Source organism: Rhizobium sp. NPDC092011, assembly GCF_044756305.1.
In the GTDB taxonomy this organism is placed as follows: Bacteria; Pseudomonadota; Alphaproteobacteria; order Rhizobiales; family Rhizobiaceae; genus Rhizobium.
This window is the reverse complement of the sequence record NZ_JBIVSO010000001.1, coordinates 558,685-581,362: the sequence shown is the minus strand read 5'-3', so window position 1 is coordinate 581,362 and position 22,678 is coordinate 558,685. Positions and strand designations below refer to the sequence as shown.

Here is a 22,678-nt window from a genome sequence, read left to right as displayed (position 1 = left end):
CGAACAATGGGCCGCCGGGAGGCGGCTCTTCACTTTGTCCGCTCGGTCAGTGCGCCCGATGGCTCCGGCGAAAGATCGGACATCGCCTGCTCAGGCGTTGCTCTCCGTCAAGTGGATTGCGACCATCGCGCCGCCATCCGGCCGGTTTGCGAATTCCAGACGCCCACCATGGGCAACTGCGATGGCCTGCACGACGGAGAGCCCCAGCCCGGTGCCGCCGGTCGCTCGCGAACGGGAGACTTCGCCGCGCCAGAAGGGGTTGGCTGCAATCGAATCCATATCTTCCGGAAAACCTGGACCACGATCGAGAATGCGGATCACGATGCTCTCGCTCGACAATTGCTCGGTTTCGCATCGCAGCCATCCGCCATCCGCCGCATAGCGACAGGCGTTTTCCAGCAGCGCCAGCACGGCTTGGCGAATCCTGGGCGAATCCGCCGAAATGCGGGAGGGCCGCAGGTCGGTTTCGATCTGCAGCTTGCTTGCATCCAGCATCGGCTTGGCCGAGGCGAGCACGGCTCCGACGACATCGGAGGCGTCGATCTGCTGGCGTTCCATGACGAGCTTCTGGCCGATGGCCAACGAGAGCGTGCGCAAATCCTCAACGATCCGTCCGAGGCCTTCGACCTGGAGAAGAAGGTCGGATATGATCTTCCGGTCCATCGGAAAGACCCCGTCCAGCATGCTTTGCAACGAACCCTGCAGGATCGTCAGCGGCGTGCGCAACTCGTGCGCCACGGCCATGTTGTTGAAGCGCAGCCTCTTCTCCATGGTTTCAAGGCTGGTCGCCAGCGCGTTGAAGGTCGTAACAAGGCTCGCAACTTCGCGCGTGCTTCGATAGGGTTCGCTGACCCGGACGGAGAAATCGCCCGATTTCAGGCCTTCGGCCGCCGAGGTCAATGCTCCAAGAGGACTGGCGAGCCGTCGTGCCAAATAGATGCCGATAAGGGCGCAGACCAGCGCCGAGAGCAAGCCACAGACCAGGACAGAAAGCTGAACCTTCAGATCCGTCGGTCCCGTCAGCGCATTGAGGCGTTCGAAAAGCAGCGTGAGGGATTCGCCATCCGGGACCTTGCCTTCGGCCAGCATCGTGTAGGCGGCGGAGGCCTTCGGCGGCAGCGCCTGGGTGATGCTTTCTTCCAGATAAGACGCATACCAACTGACCCCTATATAGGTCAGGCCGACGCTGAGAAGGAGCATGATGGTCGTAACGATGGCGGTAAGCGTGGCAAGCGGTAGGCAGGGGAGGCTTATTTTCTTCATCTTGGATCCGAAAAGCGATAACCGATGCCGCGCACCGCAGGGAAATAGCCTTCCTGACCCATCTCTTCCAGCTTGCGTCGCAGATTGGAGATGTGGGTATCGACGGTGCGCACCAGCGCATCGCTCTCCGGCAGGCAGGCGTCGAGAATGTCCGCGCGCGCGAAGGCCTGCGTCGGATGCCGGATCATGTAGGCCAGAATTCGAAACTCGCTGAGGGTCAAGGTCAGCGGAATGCGGTTGCCGCTCCTGTTGACAAAGACGGTGTAGCTGCCGAAATCGACTTCCAGGTCGCCGAAGCGGCGGATGGTTTCCGCCCGATCCCCCTGCGTTCGACGCAGCACGGCGCGGACGCGGGCGACAACTTCCTGCGGGTTGAAGGGTTTGACGACATAGTCGTCGGCGCCCAGCCGCAGGCCGCTTAGCCGGTCTATGTCGTCGGCTACTGCGGTTACCATAATGATCGGCGTCGAGCCGACCTGACGCAGACGGCCGAGAACGCCGAACCCGTCCAGCTTCGGCAGACGCACGTCCAGAAGCACGATGTCCGGTTTCAGAAGTGCGTGATGCTGGAGCGCGGTTTCGCCATCGGCGGCGCGAACGGTGCGAAAGCCGTCCCGCGTCAAGTAACCTTCCAGTATCTGTGCGATTGCCGGTTCATCCTCCACGATGAGAACGAGACTATTGTCCACCCTAGTGCCCTGCGCCTTCCTGGTTTGCCTTTGGCTCTGCCGCCGCCTACCGCATAGTTCCTGAAATTGGAATCGATTTGAGGATAAAATTACGCAGCGGATTTAAAGTACTACAGCGACCTTCGCGCGTCACATGTGGCGCGCGGCGCTGCAGCGGCACTATCGCGGACAAAACCGACTTCTGCAAATTCCAAACGGCCTCTCGACCGTACAAAGGCCGATTCTGAACACGGCCTTCATCCAATCTTCGCCATTTCTTGACAATCGGGTTTCACCTTGCGGTCATCCAGTTTCGGGAGATACGGCATGTGGAAATTTGCATTGCAACCTTGGAGTTCCGTTTCAGGCGGAGCGCGTCTGCGCCAGCCCGAGACAAACTTCAACACGGACGGCGGTCTGGCCGTCCTTGGCATGCTGATTGTCTGGACCAGCTTCATCTTCGTGGTCTTTCCCAGGCTCGATCTTGCCGTCGCACGCCTCTTCGTCCAGGGACATTGGTTCTGGTTGGCGGATAATCCCTACCTGAAGGCTATCAGGGACATCAGCCGCCAAAGCCAGCCCTACATTCTCGCTCTCATGGCACTGATCATCATACTGCATGTTTTCCTGCCAAAGCGGTTGCGATTTTGTGCGCCGCATAAGCCGCTGTTCATGCTTCTAAGCTTTGCGGCAGGGCCATTTGCAGTGGTGCAGTTCTTGAAGGTGGTAATCGGCCGGGTCCGTCCGCGTGACCTCGTAGAGTTTGGCGGCAATGCGGATTTTACTCCGGTTTGGCAGTTTTCCGTAGCATGCAGCCGCAATTGCTCTTTCCCGTCGGGCGAGGCGGCGGTCGCTGCCGCCGTGCTCTCACTGCTGGTGTTCGTGCCCATGAAATACCGGTGGGGGGCTGCGGTGATTGTAACGCCATGCCTTATGTTTGTTGCGTTCAATCGGGTGATATTCGGCGCTCATTTCCTGTCGGACGTGATGCTCGGCTGGCTTCTCACGGTGTTCGTCATGGCGTGGATCTGGCGCTGGGTCGACATAAATACGAGGGTGATCGACCGCTTCTTCGCGCGTCTGGCGTCCCGGTAGGTGCAGTTTGTCGCTGCAGCGTCTTCTGTCGGAAGGAGACGGTCAGGTCCATTGCTCTTCCGGAGACGGGAACCCCGATCGAATACCTGTTACAGATCTTAACACAACGTTTCTTCACCTTTTCTTTGATTGGGAGTTACCTATCTCCCATTGGCCGCCCGGGATGCGCTCGCACAGCGGATGTGGAGGGGGTGAGGCAAGGGGATTCGGGTGAGAGTGACGGGATGAGGCTGGTGGATTGGGCTCTACGTGGTTTTGCCGATATGGATGGCCGGTGTCGAGCGCGCGCAAGCAAGGGCCGCCATGAGCCCTGGATTGCGCTCGCAATGGAAAATTTCGAGCGGGAGATGTCGGTTTTTTACCGGCGTTCGCAGTTCAAGCTTGTCCGCACGACCGTCACGTAAGCAGGCGGCAATTGTTGCGCGGGCGGCTACATACATCAGATCTAAAATAATGCTCGCGCGCGAGCTTGCCGGCTTCGACCACTGTGTTAGTCTGCCGCGACATTTCCTATGCGGAGCGTCTTCAAATGGTTACCGTGCGTGAACCGATCCTGAAACCCGTCCCTATCGAAGAATTAAGACCTACCCAGATCACGGTGGGGATGCGCGAGGTCAAGGCAAAGCGAAAGGCGTGGCGGGAGAAAGCCGAAGCCGCGGGCGACAAGGCCGGCGAGTTCCTCGGAAATCACATGATCCCGGCCATACGCGGCCCACGCGGGCGTTACTATGTCATCGACCATCATCATCTGTCCCTGGCGCTTCACCAGGAGGGCGTGAAGGATGTGCTGGTGACGACCGTCGCGGACCTCTCCCGGCTTGATCGCGAATCCTTCTGGTTCGTCATGGATTGTCACGATTGGATGCATCCCTTCGATGCGGAGGGAAAGCGACGTGGCTATGAGGACATTCCCAAAAGTATCGAGGACTTGATCGATGATCCCTATCGTTCGCTGGCGGGCGAATTGCGTCATGTCGGCGGTTACGCCAAGGATACGACTCCATTTAGCGAATTCCTCTGGGCGGACTTCCTGCGTCGCCGCGTGAAGCGTAAGGATCTGGACAAGGACTTCAGTGCCGCTTTGGCGAAAGCGCTCGAGTTCGCCAAGGGCCGGGATGCGGATTACCTGCCAGGTTGGTGCGGGCCAGTCGCGGAATAATTTCGGCTGTTCAGCCCCTGATCCACCGCTGCGGCGGTGATATGGCGCTTTCCACCTTTTCGCGAGAGCGGGGCGACGGTGGGTGCAGCCGTGTTGACAGCCATTCTCCAAGCGCCTAATGGAAACTCAGCCAGTTCATCTGGCCGTAAGCGTTTGACGTCAAGCAACGCACTCAACGATCCTCATCGGTCGGAGTGCGTTTTTTTGTGCCTCCGCCGATCGAGGAAAGCCTGGAGATCATCATGGCTTTCAAATCGACAAGTGACCCGGCGCGCGGCCGTCTTCTGCTGCTGAGCGCCATTCTCTTCATTTCCTATCTTTGCGTCGGCATGTCGCTTCCTGTCGTGCCGATCTACGTAACGAGCCAGCTCGGGCTGGGTAACGCCGGGGCCGGGCTCGGCGTCGGCATCGCTTTTCTTGCGACGATTTTGACGCGCAGCTATGCTGGCGGTCTATCGGATCATCGTGGCCCCAAGGTCGCGGTCGTGCGAGGGCTCGCCTTTTACGTCGCAGGCGCGCTCGCCTCTCTAGGCGCCGGCCTGTCGGCTCAAGCGCCTTTGACCTCCTACGCGCTGCTCATTGGCGGGCGCTTGCTGATCGGAATCGGTGAAAGTCTGGTTGCCGTCGGGGTCATTGCCTGGGGCATCGGGCTGGTGGGGCCGGCACGCTCCGGTAAGGTCCTGGCCTTGGTCGGTGCAGCGATCTACGGCGCCCTAGCCGTTGGCGGCCCTGTCGGGCTGGCTTTGCTCGACCGATTTGGCTTTGCCGGCGTCATGGCAATCGGCGCAATTCTGCCGTGCTTCGGTCTCTTGGCGATCTGGCGGCTCCCCGGGGTCGCCGCTCATTTAAACGTTGACCACCCGCCGTTCTGGAGCGTTGTTGGCAGAGTGTGGCAGCACGGATTCATCGTGTGCCTTCAGGGCATAGGATTTGCCGCAATCGGCGCCTTCTTCACGCTCTACTTTCTCGATCGAGGCTGGAACTATGCCGGTTTGGGCCTGACGGCCTTTGGCGGCGGCTTCGTGCTGGTGCGCCTGGTCTTCGGCCATCTTCCCGATCGCATCGGAGGTCTTCCCGTCGCCACCGGATCGCTCGCCATCGAAACCGTGGGGCAGTTCCTGATATGGAATGCGAGCGATCCGGGCGTCGCCCTTGTTGGCGCGTTTTTGACCGGTCTTGGGTGCTCGATGATCTTTCCTGCAATGGGTCGAGAAGTGGTGCGTCTCGTCGAGCCGCATCTGCGCGGCACGGTGCTGGGCGGCTTTTCGGCATTTCAGGATCTTGCCTATGGGTTGACGGGGCCGCTCGCCGGACTGCTTGCCGACCGGGCCGGCTACGGCAGCGTGTTCCTGATAGGCATGGTTTCGGCGGCTGTCGGCCTGTTGATCGCCCTCTCGCTTCTTCGAACGCGGGCGACTGCATTCAGCTGATAGAAAACATGATCCCCGCCGTCTTGTCGGGGATCATTTGGCTTCGTTCAAGCGGATGCCGGCTTTCCGCTCGCCGTGACTTCGGCGGGCCAGCTGACGTAGTAGTACTTGCCGTTGAGATTGCCGAAGAAAGCGTATTGCCCGGTTGGCTTGTCGATGTAGCTTCCGTCGCTCGTCCTAGTCAGGCCGCTGCCACCGTCGCCACGCTTCAGATGGTCCTTCAGGAAGTCGTTCCAGTTGCCCTGTTCGATCTTCGTGGGTTTGGCAGCCTTGCTGTTCTTGTCGTCGGGATTCCAGGCATGGATCGCGACGCCCTTGGTCGGGTCGGATACGGACAGCGTTCCGTTCTTGATGGCGGCCAGCATCGCTTGGGACTGCTTGCCGTTCACGGGATCGTTGACGGAAGCCTTCAGCTTTGCCGTCAGCGCCTTCATGAAGTCGGTCGATGTAACGTCGTTGACGACTTTAGGTGCGGCCGGTTGCACGCTGGTCTTCGTCGTGCCGTTGTTGCGCGAAAGCCCTTCGAGAAGGACGCTGAGCTTGTTATTTGCGTGAGACGAGCTGATCGAGCCGCCGGTTAACAGGCTCGAGGCTCTCGATGTTCGCGACGTGTCTTCATCGGTCGCGTTTCCAACGCGCAGCGTCCGCAAGGCAAGCTGTGTATTCAGAAGCCGCAACGAATTGATATTATTTACCATGCCGATCTCCTAGCGCGTGCTGATGGCTACCAGTGTGCGTCTGGCATTGGCTAATAGCTTCTCTGGCTTGCACGAGGCTAGTTTCTTAGACCCTGCGTTGTATTTCTGTGCCGAATGGTTTGAATCCTGTGGAAGAGGCCCGTGACCCGCTAAGCCGTTGATATTCAACGACGCAGCTTTTCTCCTCAGACGACATGTGTCTGTCTCTCAAGGGAAATCTGTTTGTCTTTGCAGTTGCGCGCAAATTGCCGGTGAGAACTGCCGATTTCAGCTTTTTGGAAAAGACAGGCAGACCTGGAGCCCCGGCCTGCCGTCTTCCAAGGTGATGGCGGCTGAGTGCAGATCCGCGATTGCCTTGACCAGGCTCAGGCCCAAGCCGTTGCCGGGTGTGGTCCTGCTCTTGTCAAGGCGGTAGAGGCGCCTGAATACCAGTTCGCGTTCTTCTTCCGGGATTCCCGGGCCATTGTCGGAGATGCAGGCAAGATAGGATTGCTCCGTCGCTGTGAGCATCATCACCATCTTGGTCCCTGCCGGGCAATGGGTGATCGCATTCTCGATCAGGTTGACGAAAAGCTGGGTCAAAAGCTCGCGGTCGCCATGGATGGTGGCAGGCGCTGATGCGTGCAGCCTCAGTTCCAGTATCTGTGCATTGTCCTCGGCAACATGCTCGTAGATTTCCGCGACCGACGCCATGATGTCACGTAGGTCCAGAAGCTTGAAGCGGCCCTTGCCGGCGCCGGCTTCGATTTGCGAAATGCGCAGCAGCGCGCCGAATGTCGCGTCGATCCTGTCGCACTCCTCGCGGGCCTCCAGAAGCAGGCTCTCGACGGTTTCGGTCGTCTGTCCCTGCGGCTGCAACGCCTGTTCGATCGTCATTCTCAACCGATTGAGCGGCGTTTTCAGGTCGTGTGCGATATCTGCACTCACTTGGCGCATGCTCTCCACAAGGCCCGAGAGCCGGCCAAGCGCCTGGTTCATGTGGGTGGCAACGACGTCGATATCGTCGCCATTACCGCGGACAGGAATCCGGCAAGCAAGATTGCCGCCCGAGACCTCGATCATGGTGCGCTCGATGGATTCGAGCCGCCTTGTCGCCCGTCTGGCAAGAAGCGTGCCTCCAACAATTGCCACCGCCACGATAAGGCCGGAGGCCCACAGAAAGCTTGCGAGAACGATATGTTCGATCGCGTCGGTCTCCCGGTAGCTTTGACCAACGACGAGGAGGTTGCCGCCGACATTGCCCACCATGACCCTTATGGGGTCGTTGCCGCTCAATCCAAGATCGCTTGCCGCCAAGGTCGAAAGCCCCGGTTTGACTTGCAATGTTCTGATGTTGCCTGCGAGCCTTTTCCCCTGCTCGTTCAGTAGCAGGAAGGCCTGATCCCCGGCACTTTTGAGCGCGGAATATGTGTCGACCGCGGCGATGAGGTCTTCCAGATCATTGGACGAATAGGTTGAGGCGACGACGGAATAGGTATCGCTAACGGACCGATCAATGGCCCGGGCAAGCTCGCGCTCCATCAGGCCGTACGCAATCGTACCCGCCACCAGAAGGGCGACAATGAAGAAAAGCCCGAAGGATAAAGCGAGCCTGAAAGGCGTGCTGCGCAGCAACCTAGCGCGGTGCATGCATGCAGTATCCCGTGTTTCGGACCGTATGGACGAGCTGGGTGTCAAACGGTTTGTCGATCTTCGTTCGCAGGCGGCTGATATGCGTTTCCACCACGCTGGTCTTGGGATCGAAATGGAAGTCCCAGACCCGTTCAAGCAGCATTGTTCGCGTCAGCACCCGCCCCTCGGCTCGCATCAACACCTCCAGAAGCGTAAATTCCCGGGGTTGAAGATCGATCGCTGTGCCGCGCCGGCTGACTTGCCGCTTGACGATATCGAGCTCGAGGTCCGCGATCCGCAGCACCGTCTTCCGATCCTGTACCGGCGGCCGTCGGGCCAGCGCATTCAGCCGTGCGAGCAATTCGGAAAAGGCAAAGGGCTTGGTCAGGTAGTCGTCGCCACCGGCTTCGAGCCCTTCGACCCGATCTTCGACACCGCTCATGGATGTCAGGAATATAGCTGGTGTTTCGACCTTGGCGGCTCTGGCGGCCTTTACCAGCGAGAGGCCGTCCAGCCCCGGTATCATGCGATCGACAATCAGGAGATCGTAGCGCTCGCGTGTTGCCTGGAACAGCGCGTCCGTACCGTCGCGGATCACATCGCAGACGTGCCCCGCCTCGCTAAGACCGCGGCAGATGTAGTCGGCGGTCTTCCGATCGTCCTCGACGACAAGTATTTTCATGTTTCGGCTGCGCTCCGTTGGCCGCGATACGCGCGCGAGTATGGCTTCGGAAGGTGTCAGCAGCCTGAACGGGTGCTTACGGATCCGTAAGAAACGCGCCAGCCCCACGGCCTCGTTTCTTACGAAACAGTATGGTCCCGGCAAAGGCCATGTATGGGCAGCTCTTTAGAAGGATGACATCTGCAACGCAGTCAATGCGGTCTGCGGATCAACCTGAGGCTACGCGTCTCGAACAGGAGTCATCCTCATGAATATATTTAAATCCGCTCAAGGTGCCAGTCTTGCCGTCCTCATCGGACTTGCCATGCTGCCTGTCGCCGCTCACGCTGCAGCGCCCCGCCCGTGTGAAGACGCACTCAAGGAAATGCGCGCGGCGAAATTGACCGCCAAGCTCAGTGCGGACGACAAGACGAAAGTCGATGCACTGGAGGCAAAGGCCGTGGAGCGTTGCAATGCTGACGACGACCGGCGAGCGGATGGCTTTCTGGACGACGCGATGAAGCTGATGAAGAAGTGATCCAGGTCAGCGAGGCAGAAGCAACATGACCCAGCATTTTCTAGCGAGTCCGGAACCGCGCTTGAACCGGGTTCCGCGCGTCACGATCGACTTTTGGCTGATCAAGCTGTTGGCGGTGACGATGGGGGAAACAGCGGCGGATTATCTTGCCGTCAATATGGGGCTTGGCCTTACGCTGACCTCCCTCATCATGGCTGTGGTGCTGGTCGGCGTGCTTGCCGTCCAGCTCTTGCAAGAGCGCTACGTCCCCTGGGCCTACTGGATCGCGGTCGTGATGATCAGTGTTGTCGGGACGCTGCTGACCGATAACCTCTCGGACAATCTTGGCGTTCCCTTGGCCGCCTCCGCGGTCGGCTTCAGTATTGCGCTGGCGCTAACCTTCTTCGTCTGGTGGAGGATGGAAGGGACTTTGTCCATTCACTCGATCTACACAGCCAGGCGCGAGCAGTTCTATTGGCTGGCCATTCTCTTCACTTTCGCGCTCGGGACCGCCGTTGGCGATCTGATCGCGGAGCAGTTCGGGTTCGGTTACATAACGACCGGCCTCATCTTTGCCGCGGTGATCGTTGCTGTGGCGATCGCTTACTTCGGCTTCAGGATGAATGCCATTCTGGCATTCTGGGTGGCTTATATCTTCACGAGGCCGCTCGGCGCCTCCTTTGGCGACTTTCTCTCGCAGCCTGCGGAGTATGGTGGGCTCGGTTTCGGTACCATCTACACAAGCTGCCTGTTCCTCATCGCAATCGCGGCGATCGTCATCTACATGACAGTCAACTATGAGCCGGAAACATCGATCGAAAGCTAGGCGATTTTCCGTGAGACCGGGCCTATGCCCGGTCTCACAGCGCTGCGGCAGATGCCGGCGTCAGATATCGCCGAATTCTGCTAGGATGCGCACCCAGGACCGAATTCCCTTGTGAAAACTCGACAGATCGTATTTTTCGTTCGGGCTGTGGACACAGTTGTCGAAACGGGCAAAGCCGACCAATAGCGCATCGCAGCCAAGGCGGCGCTTGAACTCGCCGATGATCGGGATCGATCCGCCCGTTCCCGCCAGCGCGGCCTCGCACTGCCATTCCGTGCTCAAGGCCTCCAATGTCTTGCGCAGGAATGGACTGTCGAGCGGCATTGTCGTTGCCGGCGAGAGGCCATGATCCTTGAAGGTGACCGAGCAGTCGGCCGGGATGCGGGCGCGAACATGGGCCTGGAATGCGTCGCGGATTACAATCGGGTCCTGGCCTTCCACCAGACGGAAGGAAATCTTGGCGCTCGCCTTGGCCGGAATGACGGTCTTGAAGCCCGTGCCGGCATAGCCTCCGTTCATTCCATTGATTTCGCAGGTCGGGCGCGCCCAGATCTGCTCGAGGATCGAGCGATCCTTTTCACCGGCGGGGATGCTGAGGCCGACGTCGCGGAGGAAACCCTCCTCATCGAAGGGCAGGGCCTGCCATTGCTTGCGAACTGCTTCCGGCAGCTCCCGCATGCCATTATAGAAGCCGGCGATGGCCACGCCGCCGTCGGGTGTCCGCAGGCTGGACACGATGTCTGAAAGAACCTGTAGCGGATTGCGGGCAGCATTGCCGAACATGCCGGAATGCAGGTCGCGACTGGCACAGGTTATTTCGATTTCCTGACCGACCATGCCGCGCAGCATCGTCGTGACCGCGGGCGTGTCACGGTCCCACATGTCGGTATCGCAGACGAGAACCGTATCTGCCATGAGCTCGGTCGCCGTCTTGTCGAGAAACGGAGCGAGGCTCGGGCTGCTTGCCTCTTCCTCACCCTCGAACAGCACGCTGACCTGGATTGGCAGGCTGCCCGTCACCGCCTTCCAGGCTCGGCAGGCTTCCACAAAGGTCAGCAACTGCCCCTTGTCATCAGAGGCGCCGCGGGCAACAATGGCGGTATCGCCGTTTTCCAGGGGCTGCAATGTCGGTTCGAAAGGGTCGGTCTTCCAAAGATCCAGCGGATCGACGGGCTGTACGTCGTAGTGGCCGTAGAAAAGCACGTGTGCTCCAGATGCCGCCTTGTCGTGGCCGACGACCATCGGGTGGCCAATGGTCTCGCGGACGGAGGCATCGAAGCCGATGCCTGTCAGTTCGGCCGAAAGCCATTCCGCGGCTCGGCGGCAATGATCAGCATAGGCAGGATCGGTTGAAATGCTGGGAATGCGAATAAGCTCGAAGAGCCGCTCCAGACTTTGGTCGATGGTGCTGTCGACATGGGCTAGGACGGCGTTGATCTGTTCGGTCGCAGGCTTCGGCATCGGTCGTTTCCCGGCTTTATGTTTCGCGTCCTGCCATGGGCAGGCAGCGGATCATGCAAGGAAACGACCTCCATTTCAAATGTTTAGAACGATCGTCCGCAATCGGAATCAATGGCTGATTGTGCAGCTATGATCCTGCACGTCTTCGCCGCCCATCCCGGGTCGGGCGACGTCCGTGAGCACGATAAAACCCGGGCCATCGGCGAAATCGGCGCCGACAACGACGAGGTTGTGGTCACCCATTTCCTTGGCGGGATCCTTCAATGTCTTTGCGAGCGCCAGGAATGGATTGAAATCCCCCAGTGTTTCACCCTTGACGCGCAAAGCGGTGAACTGATGCCCGGCGATGGGATCGGGAAGAGGTGCCCAGTCCGTGCCGACGCGATCGGCATCCGCCTTGAGGGTAGCTCGGGCGTCCGCGCTCAGACAATCCACATGAATGTGTAGCTGGTTTTGCGAGCGGGCCTGCTGCGCGTTGACGGCAAGGCTTAAGCCATCCCGCGGGACGGCGTGCGGCAGGCGGGCATTGACGTTGCCCTGCTCGGCCCAGGCGTCGGCGAAGAAATTATGCGTCGCGGAGTCGAGGAGGGCGGCGCTTTCCATGCCGGTGATCTTGTCGGTGGGGATCAGAAGAACCTGTGCGATGCCTCTGAGATCCTTGAGGATCGCATAGTGTTCGCCAGTGTTCACCGAGAGGCAAGGCGCAGTCTGGACGACGCATTTGTCATGCACGATCTTCCACAGCACATCGGAATCGGCAAAGGCGGGAGCGAAGAGGAGGGGAAGAAAAGAGGCGGTAAGGGCGGTGACGCGGCGGGAGACTGTCATGCACAAAGGTTCCCTTGTTCAAATGGCTTGGGCATTCCTCAAGATTCCCTGAAACATAATCCGGGCCTGTGAGGCGGTTATGACGGCGTGACCGGCGAGATGCCGGAGCGAATGACGATATCACTGCTGCGAGCAGCTAATATCAGCTTCGCTTCATTTTCGCTTAAGGCCGCTTTCAGCTTGGTTGCCTAAATGGCAAGAGCCGGGGAGAACCATGCCTCGCCTCAGGATGCAAGGGTTGCCGCCATGTGGAAGCTGCAGCCTTTCAGACGCCGGAGACGAGGCGTTCACAACGCTCGAATGCCGCAATTCAGCAGCAGAGCGAAAAATCAGGAGCTTAAGATGGGTATCGGAAAGCTGATTGAAGAAGTAGCCGGCGCTGTTGCCGCGGAAGACGCCGTAGGTGCTGTCGATCCGAATGCAGGTATCCTGACAAAGGCTGCTGCTGCTGTTGCAGGCTTTGAAGGCGTCAACAAGCTGACGGACGTTCTCAAGGAAAAGGAAGAGCAGCCGGCCGCCGACAATAGCGGCGATCAGAACGGCTAATCGCTTTAAGCAGCCTTCTCCTGTGCGAATTTTCGCGACACATTCGAGAGCCGGGCCTGTCCCGGCTTTCTGCGTTCATGGGGTTGCTTCAGCGCGCGAAAAGCTTCCAGTGTCCCTCTGAGACGACCTCGACGACACCGTCCACGACCTTGATGGCCGTCTCGTCATCGACCGCATATCCCGGTACGGGCACGCGTGCGGCCCATCTCTCGGCATCAGCCATGGTGTTCTCTGGGGACATGGCGTTGTCCAAATGCGGGAAGATCGAGAAGCCGACCATGCCCAGCGCGCCATCCCCGCCTGAGGGCGGCTTCCAGCCCACGAACTCCTCGCCGACATGCGGGGCCATCACCATGCTGCCGGCGCTCAATCCCACATAGACCGTCTTGTCGAGCGACGGGAACAGATCCGCCAGGCCGGACTTGCGCATCCAGTGGTGGAGATAAAGGACGTCGCCGCCGCACACCAGGAGGGCATCGGTCTCACGGACCAAGGGCACCCAGTTCTCACTGTCTATGCTGGGCAGCGCAGTCAGCTCGAGCATTCCCACGGATTTCCATCCCAGCTCGACCATGGGCGTCGACGTCTGCCCGGCAATCTGTCGCCATGTCATGACCGCCGTCCTGGGCAGCATGCCGTACATCGCCGTGGGGATACACAGGGCGGTGGACTCGGCGATGGGCTTGCCCAACATGTCGACAAGTGCGGCGCGGATACTGTCGTTGCTGACGCCGCCGGAGGTGAGGAGAAGCTTCATCGTACCTCCTTATTCATCGAGAGCCGGGACAAGCCGCGGCGAGGTGTAAAGGCTTTCGTACGCTGCGGGCTTTTGCGAGAGGTGAGTTAATCATGGTGCATCGACTTCCACAAATCGAGAGCTCAGCTGGCAGAGGCTGACCATCCCCTACGAGGCCAGCGTCCAGATCGCAAATATCAACAACTGGCCATGCTCCCACTTCTGCAGCGTGCTTCAGGACTTTTTGAAGCCGGAGAAATTCGTCGGATCTAACGGGTCTTGACGAAACCGAGCCAGGCATTAACTTAAACGGAGGCGCCTCCGTTTATTCGTGGCGCCCTTAAGTCTTAATTCTGATGAGCGCCGATCTTGGACAAGATATCACCGGCCTCGTCTTCCTGAAAATATCATATCGCAACCGGTAGACCGTCGAATAGAGTATTCTGGATTTCGTACGGTTGATCTTCGTGACGATGGCTGGAGCTTATCATGACACGAACCATTCATATTGCACTCGATATCAACGGGCAGCGCCACGAGCTCGACCTTGAGCCACGCGTGACCTTGCTGGATGCGCTCCGCGAGCATCTTTCGCTGACCGGCACGAAGAAGGGCTGTGACCAGGGACAATGCGGCGCCTGTACCTGTCATGTCGACGGCAAGCGCGTGCTCTCCTGTCTGACGCTTGCCGCTCAGGTCGAGGGCCGCAAGATCACGACAATCGAGGGTATCACTGGCGAAGCAGGTGACCTGCATCCCGTGCAGGCTGCATTCATCGAGCACGATGCTTTCCAGTGCGGCTACTGCACGCCGGGCCAGATCATGTCGGCGGTCGCCTGCATCCGCGAAGGACATGCTGGTTCCGACGCGGAAATCCGTGAATACATGTCCGGCAATCTCTGTCGGTGCGGGGCCTACAACAGCATCGTTGCGGCGGTGCGCCAGGCTGCGGAGGTGGCGTGATGCGGAACTTTTCGTATGTGCGGGCAAACTCCCCGACCGAAGCTAGCCAGGTGGCGCAGCAGGCCGGCGCATTGATCCTTGCCGGCGGCACGACTTTGCTCGATCTCGCCAAATGCGGGGTGACTGAGCCGGAGACTGTCATCGATATCGTCAACCTTTCCGGCATGAGCGGCATCACCGTCGATGCAGCCGGCGCGACGATCGGTGCGCTTGCCAGGATGAGCGAAGTTGCTGATCACAAGGACATTCGAGTGGCTTTTCCGGCGGTTTCGGAATCGCTGTCGCTTGCCGCCTCAGCCCAGCTTCGCAACATGGCGACGATCGGCGGCAATCTCCTGCAGCGGACACGCTGTTCCTATTTCCGCGATCCCGGCGCCTTCCCGGCCTGCAACAAGCGCAGCCCCGGTTCCGGCTGCTCGGCGATCGGCGGGGTCACGCGCAATCATGCCGTGCTCGGAACGAGCGAGGCCTGCATCGCCTCCTATCCCGGCGACCTGGCGGTTGCTCTGATCGCATTCGACGCAGTGGTCGAGACGGGCAGCCGCAAGATTGCCACCGGCGATTTTTTCCTCCTGCCCGGTGACACGCCGAATAAGGAAACGATCCTCCAGCGCGGCGAGATCATCACCGCTATCACCATTCCTGCGTCCGTCGCCGCCCGCAACTCGACCTACATCAAGGTCCGAGATCGGCAGTCTTACGAATTCGCGGCTGCGAGTGCCGCGGTCGGTCTGGAACTCGAAGCCGATGGACGAACGATCCGCGATATTCGCGTCGCGCTCGGTGGCGTCGCCACCAAGCCCTGGCGCGCGCGGGCTGTTGAGCAGATGCTTATTGGTAAGACCCTCGCTGCGGAAACGGTGGAGAAGGCCAGCCGGTTGGCCATGGAGGGTGCCGTCGAACATGGCGGCAACAGCTATAAGATCGAACTTGCGCCGCGCGTCGCCGCGCGCGCCATTTTGCAGATGGGAGGCCTGGCATGACCATGATGGAACCACGCAAACATGGCGATGCTTCCGACGGTACGGTCGGTGGCCGTCAGTCGCGCTTTGAAGGCAATATGAAGGTGACGGGAACGGCGACCTACGCCTTGGAATACCCTGTCGAAAACCTCGCCTATGCCGTCCTTGTGCAGAGCACGATCCCGGCCGGCCGTGTTCTGGAAGTCGACGTCTCGGCAGCGCTCGCCATGCCGGGCGTGTTGCTGGCCTTGACTCCGGATGACGATCTCGGCCTCAAGCTTTCGGCTGATTGGGGCGGCAACAAGCCGGTCGATGGCCCTTATTATCCGCTGCCGCGCGACGTGCAGTTCAACGGCCAGACGATCGCCGCCGTTGTGGCAGAAAGTCGAGAGCAGGCGACGGAAGCCGCAAGGCTGGTACGTGTTGCCCACGAAGAGGGTGAGTATGTCGCCGATCTGAACGATCCGAATGCCGGCGAGGGCAAGCTCGTAGATGCCTTGTCTTCTGCCTGGGGCGATGCCGAGGGTGCACTGGCCGCCTCACCGGTCCGCATCGAGGCCGAATATTCCACGCCGCGCGAATATCACGTGGCGATGGAACCCCATGGTTTGACGGCGAAGTGGGACGGCGACCAGCTGACGATCTGGGAGCCAAGCCAATGGTCGCACGGCATGGCGCGCATGTATTCCGAATGGTTCGACATGCCCTATGAGAATGTCCGGATCATCTCGCCCTTCATCGGCGGCGGCTTCGGATCGAAGGGACAGCCGCTCGCCTATGGTGCCGTTGCCATTGCGGCCGCAAGAAAGCTCGGCAGGCCGGTGAAGCTTGCGGTCACACGGCCGCAAAATTTTACCAGCTATGGCGGTCGCGCAGGAACCAGACAGAAGATCGCGCTTGGCGCAACGGAAGACGGTATCTTGCAAGCGATTGTGCATCGCGGCGCCAGCGAAACATCGATCTATGCCGATTGGCCGGAGCAGACGGGAGCTGCCACATCCATTCTCTACAAGGTGGAAAATTTCTCGTCGCAGCATCGCATCGTGCCTGTTAACAGCGTCACGCCCGGTGCCCTGCGTGGGCCGGGCAAGAATCCGAGCGCTTACGGCATTGAATGCGCGATCGAGGAGCTGGCCTATAAGCTCGGCATGGATCCGCTGGAACTTCGTCTGAAGAACGATGCCGATCACGACTACCAGTCGGGCAAGCCGTGGTCGACGAGGCGGTTGCGAGAGGCGCTCGTCGAAGGGAGCAAAGCCTTCGGTTGGTCGCGGCGCAGTCACGCCCCGCGCTCGATGCGCGACGGCAAGACGCTGATCGGATGGGGAATCGGGTGCGGCACGTTTCCGGTCATCCGGGCGCCAAGTGAGGCGATGATCCGCATCCTCTCCAATGGCAGAGTTGAGGTCGTCAGCGGCGCAATCGACATGGGACAGGGAACCTATACGATCCTGGCTCAAAGTGCGGCGGAAGTCTTCGGCATTCCGGTGGATCAGGTCGAAGTTCATCTCGGCGATTCACGCCTGCCCGGCTCGGCAATTGCCGGCGGCTCGATGCTCGCCGGGTCGATCATGGGGGCTGTTCATAAGGCTGCGGTCGCGGCGCGCGATGAGCTTATCGGCCTTGCGCTCAGCGATGCCAATTCGCCGTTCCGTGATACGGGTGCGAATACGCTGAACTTTGCCGAGGGGCGCATCGCGGCACCTCGCGGCGAAGCACCGTCGCTGACATTGGCGGAACTGATGTCGGTCCTGAAACGCGAAGAGATCGAAGTTCGGCGCAACACTTTGCCGGATGGCGCAAATGCCCAGGAGCAGCTTCAGGCCTGGACGACCATGGCTAAGGTTCAAGGCCCGACCATGGGCGATTTCTCCATGCACAGCTGGTGCGCCCATTTCGCCGAGGTGCGGGTCGACGAGGACTTCGGCACGGTTCGGGTTTCCCGCATGGTCTCCGCCTTTGATTGCGGCCGCCTTTATAATCCCAAACTGGTCGAAAGTCAGTGGCGAGGCGGCATCATCATGGGCATCGGCCAGGCGCTTCTTGAAGAAGGCTTGATCGATCAGCGCAACGGACGAACCGTCAACAACAATGTTGGCGACTATCTCGTGCCGACCAATTCGGACATTCCGGATATCCAGGTGATCTCCGTCGGCGTGCCCGATCACAATGCCTCGGCGCTCGGGGGCAAGGGCGTCGGCGAAGTCGGTATTGTCGGCGTGGCGCCAGCCATCGCCAATGCCGTGTTCCATGCAACGGGCAAGCGCATCCGCGACCTGCCGATTACACTGGAAAAACTGCTCTAACGGCAGACAGGTTTGAGCCGCACTGCGCAAGCAGGCGGCTCAAACTTTGGCCCGACCCCACGATAGGTCTTTCGTCGCTCGCGCCTGGCTCAATGCCTTGTCGGATATTCCAGCTGCAATGCAACGATATCGGATGTTCGCGACCCATAGCGCTCGGCGATTTGAGACAGCGCGTCGTCGAGAATTCTCGCAGGCGGAAGCCGGGGAATTTCCATGCTGAAAGCGCTGTTTTCCGCGGAACTATCGGGCACCAGCACAAGGCCATTGCGCGAGCGGACAGATGCCGCCTTTTCGGCAACGACCGCCTGCGAACGAAAGGTTCTGGACCATGCATCGGCGACCAGTGCCAGAGCGATTTCGTCGAAGCCATCCTGCGCCGGCAAGCGGATGGTCTCATGGCCCCAGAAGGCGAGATAGCTGGAAGCGAAGCGCCAGAGCCGGCCCGTGGTCATGTGAAATGGCGTTGCGTCATGAGTTGCGCTCCATCCGTCGACACCAAGGCCGGCTGCGACTGATTGTGCCTTTGCCCGTCCGCCGATCGCCTCAACGAGCGCAAGTGAAGCCGGGATCGAGGCGGTGACGCCGGTGGTGCTCATCACATTGCCGTCGACGACGTAGCGTTTGTTGCGCACCCATTGCGCCTGCGGGAAGGCGCGGCGCATCTTGTCGAAAGCGTACCAATGGGTGGTCGCGTGTCTGCCTTCGAAAACACCGGCCCGGGCCGCAAGCCAGGCGCCTTCGCAAATCGAGACGACCATTGCGCGTTTCGAGAATTGCTGACGGATCCAGGCGATGACATTGCGGTTGCGATCGTCATGCATGGCTGGGACAATGACGATGTCGGCACCTTCCGGATGGTCCCGATCGAAATCCGACATAGTCGTGTCCGGTTGAATTTTCAGCGCAGGCATCAGATCCACGACGCCCGCATGGGTCGAAACCACGAGTACGTCGGCGATGCCGGCGCTGTGGATAATGCCGTGGGGGACGATAAGATCCGTCGTCTCGGTGCCTTTGTTGTCCGCGACGATGACGATGAGGGGTCGTGTTCGCTGGGCCTTAAGCGGTGGGATTTGGAAGACGTCCTGACCTGCCGCGAAGGTGATCGAAGCCCAGCCGAGGGTGCCGAATGCGAGCGCGAACAGGAGAAGTATTTTCAGATTGAGGCGATACATGAGGATAGTCCGGAGTTGCGATGTTCTAGACTGGAGAATTATTCGCAGAGCGGACTGGCGGAAATGTCAAAGATATCGCAATTTACGCCAATGCAGATATCCGCACACCACCCCAGGCGCGTCGCCGTGATTGGATATGACGGCGTTCAGGCCCTCGATATCGTCGGGCCGATGGAGGTTTTCGCCATGGCGAACTTTCATCTGCCGCAGGGCATGCCACCCTATGAGGTCGTGCTTGCTTCTCCGGCGGGTGGGGCTGTGAAGAGTAGCTCTGCCGGAGGGCTGGTTTTCGGTGAGACCACCAGTCTGGAGCGTTTGCCTGCGGATCTCGATACGATCGTGCTGGCGGGCGGGAGCGAAGACGGGCTGCGGCAGGTGATATTCAGTTCGGCTCTGTTGGACTGGCTGCATTTGCGCAAAGCCGTCACCCGACGCATGGCGAGTGTTTGCACGGGCGCCTTCATACTTGCGGCCGGAGGATTTCTTGACGGCAGGCGTGCGACGACTCACTGGAGCTCCTGCGCTCTTCTGAAGGAGTTGCGTCCACAAATCGAAATCGAACCTGACGCGATCTTCGTTGCGGAGCCGCCGGTCTACACATCGGCGGGCATAACGGCGGGCATCGATCTGTGCCTGGCACTTGTCGAAGCCGATTGCGGCCCGCAGACCGCCTTGGCGGTCGCCCGCCAAATGGTTTTGTTCATGCGGCGTCCAGGCGGGCAATCACAGTTCAGCACCAGCCTCTCCATTCAGGCAAATGCGACCCCAAAGCTTCGCAAGCTTCTGAACGAGATCGTCGAGGAGCCTGCGGGAGATCTGTCGATCCCCGCTTTGGCGAGCCGGGCCGGAATGAGTGAACGCACATTTTCGCGCAGTTTCCGCAGGGAAACCGGGACGACGCCTGCACAATTCGTGGAGATTGCGAGGTTGGATCGAGCAAAAGCGCTTCTTGAAACCTCGGATTGGTCGCTCGCGCGCATTGCCGAGCGTTCCGGTTTTACAAGTCTGGATACGCTGCACCGGGCATTTCTCAAGCATCTTGGAGTGCCCCCAGGGTTTTATCGAGCGCGCTTCGGTTCAAAGATCTGAGCGACGCGGGGAGGATGCCTTCGTAATGATGATGGATAGGATGAGGCCGGGTCCGCTAACGGGTCCATGCATCCCGCCCTGGAAAAAACTTCTCCGATTTACACGATAAAAAACATGGAATGGCTTCTTATCCGTTTGAACTCTGCCATTCTCGGTGCGCCGCAGGGACGACGGCAATGGGATTTGACATAAGCGGGCGAGTTTTGGCCAATGCACGGTCGCTCGCGGCACGGTTTGACGAACAGGAAGAGAATTCATGACCTACCACCCCGATCCGGAACGCTATGACTCTGCCCATTTCCGCCGGGTCGGTCGAAGCGGCCTCAAGCTGCCGGCGATCTCCTTTGGCCTTTGGCACAATTTCGGCGATGCGACGCCCCTCGATACTCAGAGGTCAATTCTCTTCAAGGCGTTCGATCTCGGTATCACGCATTTCGATCTTGCCAATAATTACGGCCCGCCTGCGGGAAGTGCCGAGATCAATTTCGGGCATATCCTCAAACAGGATCTGGCGGCATATCGCGACGAACTGATCATTTCGTCCAAGGCCGGCTGGGACATGTGGCCCGGCCCCTATGGCCGTGGCGGTGGGTCGAAGAAGGCATTGCTTTCCAGCCTCGACCAGAGTCTTACCCGGCTTGGCCTCGACTATGTTGATATTTTCTACTCCCATCGCTTCGATGCCGAGACGCCGCTCGAAGAGACGGCCGATGCGCTTGCGCAGGCAGTCCGGCAGGGCAAGGCGCTCTATGTCGGCGTGTCCTCCTATTCCGGCAACAAGACGCGCGAAATTGCCGCGTTGCTGAAGGAGCGGCAGGTGCCGCTGCTGATCAATCAGCCGTCCTACAACCTGTTCAATCGCTGGATCGAGAAGGATCTGCTCGCGGCCTCGGACGAGGTCGGAGCGGGCATCATTGCCTTCACGCCGCTTGCTCAAGGCCTGCTGACGAACAAATATCTGAATGGCGTTCCGCAGGATTCCCGCGTCAATCGACCTGGTGGCGACCCGCTGCGGCCGGAGCATCTGAAGGAAGAAAATATCGAGCGTGCCCGTGCGCTGAATGAGATAGCCAAGCGCCGCGGCCAGTCGCTTGCCCAGCTCGCCATTGCCTGGGTCCTTCGTGATCCGCGCGTGACCTCGGCGCTGATTGGCGCAAGCTCGGCGCGGCAGGTGGAAGAGAACGTGGCCGCTCTCAACGATCTGAGTTTCAGCCCTGAAGAGCTTGCCGAGATCGACCGTTATGCCGTCGAAGGCGGCATCAATCTCTGGGAAAAGCCCTCGCATGAGGAACTGGTCTAAGAGGCTTTAACGATCTGCCCGATATGTCGGGCAGATCACCTTACGTCGGCCGACAGGCAGAAAAGTTCGCTCAACCATCATATTCGATGATTTCGAGACCGGCATTGTAGTCCGTTGCGTAGATCAGGCCGTTGGCATCGACGAAGACATCTGCGGACTGAATGACCTTCGGGCGACCAGGGCGGCGGTCAGTCATGACAGTCGGTCCCGCTGGTACGAGCGCACCCGTCTCGACCGGATGATACGGGTCGGAAATATCGAAGGCGCGAATGCCGGCGTTCTGCCAGGTCGCAAAGATCAGGGTTTCAGAGATGAAAGATCCCGGCCGGTTTTCGTGCAGATTGTGCGGACCGAAATGGCCGCCCTTCTTGGTGTAGCCGATCTCGGCGGGTATCGGGAAAGTCGAGATGCTGATCGGATTTTCCGGTACGCGGATGTCGAAGATCCAGGTGTGCTTGCGGCCGTCTTCCTCGTTGTCCAGCACTGCCTCATCCGCCACCACCAGAAGTTCGCGGCCCGGAAGCGGCAGCGGCGAGTGTGTGCCGCCGCCATAGGGCGGGCACCAGTTATGATGCTTGATGAGCTTGGGAGCCGAATGATCCTTGATGTCGAGAAGCGTCAACCCTCCGTCCCGCCAGCAGGCATAGGCCGTATCGCCGTGGACGAGCGCGTGGTGCAAGGCATAGCGCTTGCCATCGCCCCAGTCAGGCGCTTCTCCCGCCGCCCGGTTCATGCCGGGAAGCCACCATTGGCCGACGAGAACAGGTTTGGTCGGATCTGCCATGTCGATGGTGACGAAAATATAGTCGGTAAAGCCGTCGAGCAGCGCTGAGGCATAGGCATAGCGGCCGCCGACATACCAGAGCCGGTGAAACCCGACGCCTTCGACATCCAGCTGGCCGATTTTGCGTGGTCTGTCGGGCACGGAGATGTCGAATACGCTCATGCCCGCCGTCCAGGCGCGCGCGCGTTTTTTCGAAGCGACCGTCTCGCCCACCGATTGCGTGTAGTAAACCTTCTCGTCTGTGAACGTTTCGACATCGGCGAAGAGATCGAGAGCGTTGATGACCAGCAACAGGTCGTCATGGGTTTGTAGATGGATGTTCCAAGTATTTGCCGGTGCCGGCACGTAGTTCACGGTCTTCGGATTCTTGGGGTCGCGTACGTCGACGATCGAGAAGCCTTGCGACCATGGATGAGCGACATAGGCATGTCCTCGATGGACCATCAGTTGCAGTCCGTCGCCGCGGCCACCGATATCGCTATGGCCGATCAGCGTCATGTTGCGGGCGAAATCCGGTTTAGGCAGGTCGATCGATGCCATGGTTCCTCACAGGTCTGCTGAGAATGAGAAATGCCGCTCCGCAAAGGGAGCGGCAGATTC

21 protein-coding genes are annotated in these 22,678 nt (G+C 59.7%); 11 read left to right on the top strand and 10 right to left on the bottom strand.

Annotated elements, in window-relative coordinates:
- Positions 1-90: 90 nt before the first annotated feature.
- Both ACIQJ2_RS02890 and ACIQJ2_RS02885 read right to left on the bottom strand, forming a co-directional pair.
- Positions 91-1,263 (bottom strand): ATP-binding protein, encoded by a 1,173-nt coding sequence (locus tag ACIQJ2_RS02890; RefSeq protein WP_400665883.1) that lies wholly within the window; start codon positions 1,261-1,263, stop codon positions 91-93.
- Entirely contained in the window at positions 1,260-1,952 is a 693-nt protein-coding gene (locus tag ACIQJ2_RS02885) for a response regulator (protein WP_199150269.1), read from the bottom strand. Before ACIQJ2_RS02885 ends, ACIQJ2_RS02890 begins: the two co-directional genes overlap by 4 nt.
- Before the next feature lie 306 nt (positions 1,953-2,258).
- On the opposite strand from ACIQJ2_RS02885, the gene ACIQJ2_RS02880 reads away from it, so the two are divergent.
- The 3 genes from ACIQJ2_RS02880 (at position 2,259) to ACIQJ2_RS02870 (ending at position 5,615) form a co-directional block, all read left to right on the top strand.
- Positions 2,259-3,026, top strand: coding sequence for a phosphatase PAP2 family protein (locus ACIQJ2_RS02880; protein ID WP_400665885.1), 768 nt, complete (start codon positions 2,259-2,261; stop codon positions 3,024-3,026).
- Between the two features lie 529 nt (positions 3,027-3,555).
- Entirely contained in the window at positions 3,556-4,185 is a 630-nt protein-coding gene (locus ACIQJ2_RS02875; protein WP_400665887.1) for a ParB-like protein, read from the top strand.
- Between the two features lie 242 nt (positions 4,186-4,427).
- Positions 4,428-5,615: an arabinose transporter gene (locus tag ACIQJ2_RS02870; RefSeq protein ID WP_400665889.1), complete on the top strand. Its 1,188-nt coding sequence runs from the start codon at positions 4,428-4,430 to the stop codon at positions 5,613-5,615.
- A gap of 47 nt (positions 5,616-5,662) precedes the next feature.
- Here the strand turns inward: ACIQJ2_RS02870 and ACIQJ2_RS02865 are convergent, their stop codons facing one another.
- The 3 genes from ACIQJ2_RS02865 to ACIQJ2_RS02855 all read right to left on the bottom strand — a co-directional run bounded on the left by ACIQJ2_RS02865 (position 5,663) and on the right by ACIQJ2_RS02855 (position 8,606).
- Positions 5,663-6,313, bottom strand: coding sequence for a hypothetical protein (locus tag ACIQJ2_RS02865; RefSeq protein WP_400665891.1), 651 nt, complete (start codon positions 6,311-6,313; stop codon positions 5,663-5,665).
- 267 nt (positions 6,314-6,580) lie between these two features.
- Positions 6,581-7,942 (bottom strand): ATP-binding protein, encoded by a 1,362-nt coding sequence (locus ACIQJ2_RS02860; RefSeq protein WP_400665893.1) that lies wholly within the window; start codon positions 7,940-7,942, stop codon positions 6,581-6,583.
- A complete protein-coding gene (locus ACIQJ2_RS02855; protein WP_199145592.1) occupies positions 7,929-8,606 on the bottom strand; it encodes a response regulator transcription factor in 678 nt (225 codons plus the stop codon). The genes ACIQJ2_RS02860 and ACIQJ2_RS02855 overlap by 14 nt, the downstream gene beginning before the upstream one ends.
- A 304-nt stretch (positions 8,607-8,910) precedes the next feature.
- Here ACIQJ2_RS02855 and ACIQJ2_RS02850 point away from each other — a divergent pair, with 304 nt between their 5' ends.
- On the top strand, positions 8,911-9,123 hold the full coding sequence (locus tag ACIQJ2_RS02850; RefSeq protein ID WP_400666814.1) for a hypothetical protein: 213 nt from the start codon (positions 8,911-8,913) through the stop codon (positions 9,121-9,123).
- Between the two features lie 25 nt (positions 9,124-9,148).
- Entirely contained in the window at positions 9,149-9,928 is a 780-nt protein-coding gene (locus tag ACIQJ2_RS02845) for a hypothetical protein (RefSeq protein ID WP_199145596.1), read from the top strand.
- Between the two features lie 60 nt (positions 9,929-9,988).
- On the opposite strand, the gene ACIQJ2_RS02840 is transcribed toward ACIQJ2_RS02845, so the two are convergent.
- Both ACIQJ2_RS02840 and ACIQJ2_RS02835 read right to left on the bottom strand, forming a co-directional pair.
- A complete protein-coding gene (locus ACIQJ2_RS02840) occupies positions 9,989-11,389 on the bottom strand; it encodes a M20/M25/M40 family metallo-hydrolase (protein ID WP_400665896.1) in 1,401 nt (466 codons plus the stop codon).
- A 108-nt stretch (positions 11,390-11,497) separates the two neighbouring features.
- Positions 11,498-12,217 (bottom strand): CDP-diacylglycerol diphosphatase, encoded by a 720-nt coding sequence (locus ACIQJ2_RS02835; protein ID WP_400665898.1) that lies wholly within the window; start codon positions 12,215-12,217, stop codon positions 11,498-11,500.
- A 342-nt stretch (positions 12,218-12,559) separates the two neighbouring features.
- Between ACIQJ2_RS02835 and ACIQJ2_RS02830 the strand changes: the two genes are divergently transcribed.
- Positions 12,560-12,763, top strand: coding sequence for a hypothetical protein (locus ACIQJ2_RS02830; protein WP_246761785.1), 204 nt, complete (start codon positions 12,560-12,562; stop codon positions 12,761-12,763).
- Positions 12,764-12,851: 88 nt separating this feature from the next.
- Here the strand turns inward: ACIQJ2_RS02830 and ACIQJ2_RS02825 are convergent, their stop codons facing one another.
- Positions 12,852-13,520: a Type 1 glutamine amidotransferase-like domain-containing protein gene (locus ACIQJ2_RS02825; protein ID WP_400665900.1), complete on the bottom strand. Its 669-nt coding sequence runs from the start codon at positions 13,518-13,520 to the stop codon at positions 12,852-12,854.
- Between the two features lie 468 nt (positions 13,521-13,988).
- Between ACIQJ2_RS02825 and ACIQJ2_RS02820 the strand changes: the two genes are divergently transcribed.
- Genes ACIQJ2_RS02820 through ACIQJ2_RS02810 form a run of 3 tightly spaced genes read left to right on the top strand, consistent with a single transcriptional unit; the run spans position 13,989 to position 17,730 of the window.
- Positions 13,989-14,462 carry a (2Fe-2S)-binding protein gene (locus tag ACIQJ2_RS02820; protein WP_199145604.1) on the top strand — a complete coding sequence of 158 codons (474 nt, stop codon included), beginning with the start codon at positions 13,989-13,991 and terminating at the stop codon, positions 14,460-14,462.
- A complete protein-coding gene (locus ACIQJ2_RS02815; RefSeq protein WP_400665903.1) occupies positions 14,462-15,445 on the top strand; it encodes an FAD binding domain-containing protein in 984 nt (327 codons plus the stop codon). The genes ACIQJ2_RS02820 and ACIQJ2_RS02815 overlap by 1 nt, the downstream gene beginning before the upstream one ends.
- Positions 15,442-17,730, top strand: coding sequence for a xanthine dehydrogenase family protein molybdopterin-binding subunit (locus ACIQJ2_RS02810; RefSeq protein ID WP_400665905.1), 2,289 nt, complete (start codon positions 15,442-15,444; stop codon positions 17,728-17,730). Before ACIQJ2_RS02815 ends, ACIQJ2_RS02810 begins: the two co-directional genes overlap by 4 nt.
- Positions 17,731-17,819: 89 nt before the next feature.
- Here ACIQJ2_RS02810 and ACIQJ2_RS02805 read toward each other — a convergent pair whose 3' ends face one another.
- Positions 17,820-18,905: a DJ-1/PfpI family protein gene (locus ACIQJ2_RS02805; protein WP_400665907.1), complete on the bottom strand. Its 1,086-nt coding sequence runs from the start codon at positions 18,903-18,905 to the stop codon at positions 17,820-17,822.
- A gap of 63 nt (positions 18,906-18,968) precedes the next feature.
- On the opposite strand from ACIQJ2_RS02805, the gene ACIQJ2_RS02800 reads away from it, so the two are divergent.
- Positions 18,969-19,994 (top strand): GlxA family transcriptional regulator, encoded by a 1,026-nt coding sequence (locus ACIQJ2_RS02800; RefSeq protein ID WP_400665909.1) that lies wholly within the window; start codon positions 18,969-18,971, stop codon positions 19,992-19,994.
- Between the two features lie 256 nt (positions 19,995-20,250).
- Positions 20,251-21,294 (top strand): L-glyceraldehyde 3-phosphate reductase, encoded by a 1,044-nt coding sequence (gene mgrA, locus ACIQJ2_RS02795; RefSeq protein WP_199145612.1) that lies wholly within the window; start codon positions 20,251-20,253, stop codon positions 21,292-21,294.
- Between the two features lie 70 nt (positions 21,295-21,364).
- On the opposite strand, the gene ACIQJ2_RS02790 is transcribed toward mgrA, so the two are convergent.
- Positions 21,365-22,618: an LVIVD repeat-containing protein gene (locus ACIQJ2_RS02790; protein ID WP_400665911.1), complete on the bottom strand. Its 1,254-nt coding sequence runs from the start codon at positions 22,616-22,618 to the stop codon at positions 21,365-21,367.
- Positions 22,619-22,678 lie beyond the last annotated feature (60 nt).